This window comes from Actinomycetospora sp. (assembly GCF_055612215.1).
In genome coordinates this window covers 1-2394 of record NZ_JBVPVA010000407.1, presented here as the reverse complement: position 1 = coordinate 2394, position 2394 = coordinate 1, and the positions used below count along the sequence as shown (strand labels likewise).

2 protein-coding genes are annotated in these 2394 nt (G+C 73.0%); one reads left to right on the top strand and one right to left on the bottom strand.

Features of this window, described 5'->3' with window-relative positions; genetic code table 11:
• Positions 1-219: 219 nt before the first annotated feature.
• The gene (locus AC0CYZ_RS11535) at positions 220-1185 is read right to left on the bottom strand and encodes an IniB N-terminal domain-containing protein (RefSeq protein ID WP_472215387.1); all 966 of its coding nucleotides are present in this window, start codon (positions 1183-1185) and stop codon (positions 220-222) included.
• Between the two features lie 420 nt (positions 1186-1605).
• Here AC0CYZ_RS11535 and AC0CYZ_RS11530 point away from each other — a divergent pair.
• The coding region (locus tag AC0CYZ_RS11530; RefSeq protein ID WP_472215385.1) for an Hsp70 family protein at positions 1606-2394 on the top strand (789 nt) is incomplete at its 3' end.

Below are 2394 nucleotides of genomic sequence, written 5' to 3'. Positions count from 1 at the left end.
CGAGGTCGGGCCGGTCGTACGCGGTCGCCGCCCGGCGGGCCAGCGCGACGATCTCGGTGAGCTCACCGCCCGCGCCGTGCTCGGTCATGCGTGGTCCCCCTGCTCGACGGGCCCGGTGCAGGAACGACAGCCGGGGCACGGCGCGTGTGCACCGTGCCCCGGCTGTGTCGTCACGCCGCTGACGTTACGCGGCCGTGACCCCCCTCTGGTCGGACGACCTCAGTGGAGGAGCAGACCGTTGTCGATGTGGCCGTGGTCGACGTTGGTGGAGTTGTCGGCCGAGTTGTCGGTCTCGGTGTTGAAGCTGTGCTCGGTCGTCGACTCGGTGTGCGGGTTGTTCGAGTCGTTCGTCGACGCGTCGGTGTTGATCGAGTTGTCGGTGTTGTGCGACCCGTGCGAGTTGTCCGTCGTGTTGTTCGAGTCGTGGACCGAGTTGTTGGTGTGGTCGTCGGTCGCGACGTTGCCGGTGCCGTTCTGGACGGTGCCGCCGCCGAAGGCGGTGAGGTGGGCGTCGCTGTGGCTGCCCGACGCCGAGCCACCCAGGCCCGTGTTGATCGCGCCGCCGTCGTTCGCACCGACGTTCGAGAGCGCGGTCGAGCCCGCCCCGAAGGCCCCGCTCGCCCCGTGGTCCGCGATCTGGTTGCCGTCGCCGACGACGTTGCCGTGGCCGGTGGTGATCGGGCCGGAGTTGTTGCCCTCGACGTCGACGCCGCCGGCGCCCACGTTGTGGGTCTCGTTGTTGACCTCGACGTTCGCGCCGCGGTCGGCCCAGATCTTGGTGACGTTGTTGGTGTTGTAGATCGTGTCGTGCGAGTCGTAGGTGTAGTTGTTCGTCACGTAGTTGAGGTGCGTCACGACCTTGTCGATCTCGCTGTCGTGGTCGTGCTGCCAGCGGTGGTCGTCGTGGTCCGGGTCGCCGTGGTGGTGGCCCCCGTGGTGCTCGTGGTGCTTCGGGGCGTCGTCGTGGCACCGGTCGTGGTCGCAGTCGTCCTCGTACCGCGCGGCCTTCTCGGGGTCCTCCTTCTCGAGGACGACCGGCAGCAGGTCCTGGATGTCCTGGACGCAGACGTGGTCGAGGCCGGCGGCGTGCAGCTCGCCCTTCGGGTCGTCCTGGAAGTCGGCCAGCGCCTGCTTGTCGTGCAGCAGGTCGAGCAGGAACTGCAGCAGGGTCTTGTGCTCGCTCATGTCGTGGTGCCCCCGTGGGTCAGGTGATCCGGAGCGCCCTCGGCGGTGCTGCCGGGGCGGCGTGGTGAGAACGGTGCCGTCCGGGGGCCCGCCGGCCATCGGGGCTCGCGCCGGGTTCGCCGTCGGGGCCCCTAGGGGGTTCGGGGGGCCACCCCCCACCCCGGGCCGGGGGTGACCGTCACCGGCCGTCGAGAACGCGCCCGGCACCGTCGGAAACCGTCACCCGTTCGAGCTACGGTTGTGTAACGGTGGCCGCGATCGGGCCGATGATGCCCACGGATCAGCGACGTGCGCCGCCCGCGAGGGGGAGCCGCGAGCGGTGCGCACGTGTCCTCCGGGATGCGCGAGACGGGGAAGCTGGGAGGGCACATGCCGGGTCCGCACGAGGGATGGGCCGCACGGCCGTCAGCGCCTCAGCCGATGCCCCCGTACGACCTGGGGATCGACCTCGGGACCACCTTCACCGCGGCCGCGGTGCGCGTCGAGGCCCGCCCCGGGACCCCCGAGCCCGGCGTGCGCGTCGTCGGCCTCGAGCACGGCGCCGTCCAGGTCCCCTCCGTCCTGCTCGTCGACGACGACGGGTCGCTGCTGGTCGGCAGCGACGCCGAGGACCGCGCCCCCGGCGCCCCGCAGCGCGTCGTGCGCGAGTTCAAGCGCCGCCTCGGGGACGACACCCCGATCGTCGTCGGCGGCGAGAGCTTCTCCGCGGACGGCGTGGCCGCCGAGATGGTGCGCTGGACCGCCGACCGCGTCGCCGAGAGCCACGGCGCCGCGCCCCGCCGCATCGCCGTCGCCCACCCCGCCGGCTGGGGCGCCTACCGCCGTCGCGTGTTCACCGAGGCCCTCGCCGAGGTCGGCCTCCACGACGTCGTCCTGCTCACCGAGCCCGAGGCCGCCGCGGCCGCCCACGCCGCCACCGGCCGCCTGCCGATGGGGCGCACCGTCGCCGTCTACGACCTCGGTGGCGGCACCTTCGACGCCGCCGTCGTCCGCGGCGTCCACCCGAACCCCGTCGCCCCCGTCGGCCTGACCGTCCTCGGTCGCGGCCAGGGTCTCGAGGCCCTGGGCGGGATCGACTTCGACGAGTCCCTGTTCTGGCACGTCTGCTCCGAGCTCGGCGGCGCGGTCGACGCGCTCGACCCCGCCGACCCGGCCACCGTGCGCGCCGTCGCCGGCCTGCGCCGCGCCTGCGTCGCCGCGAAGGAGACG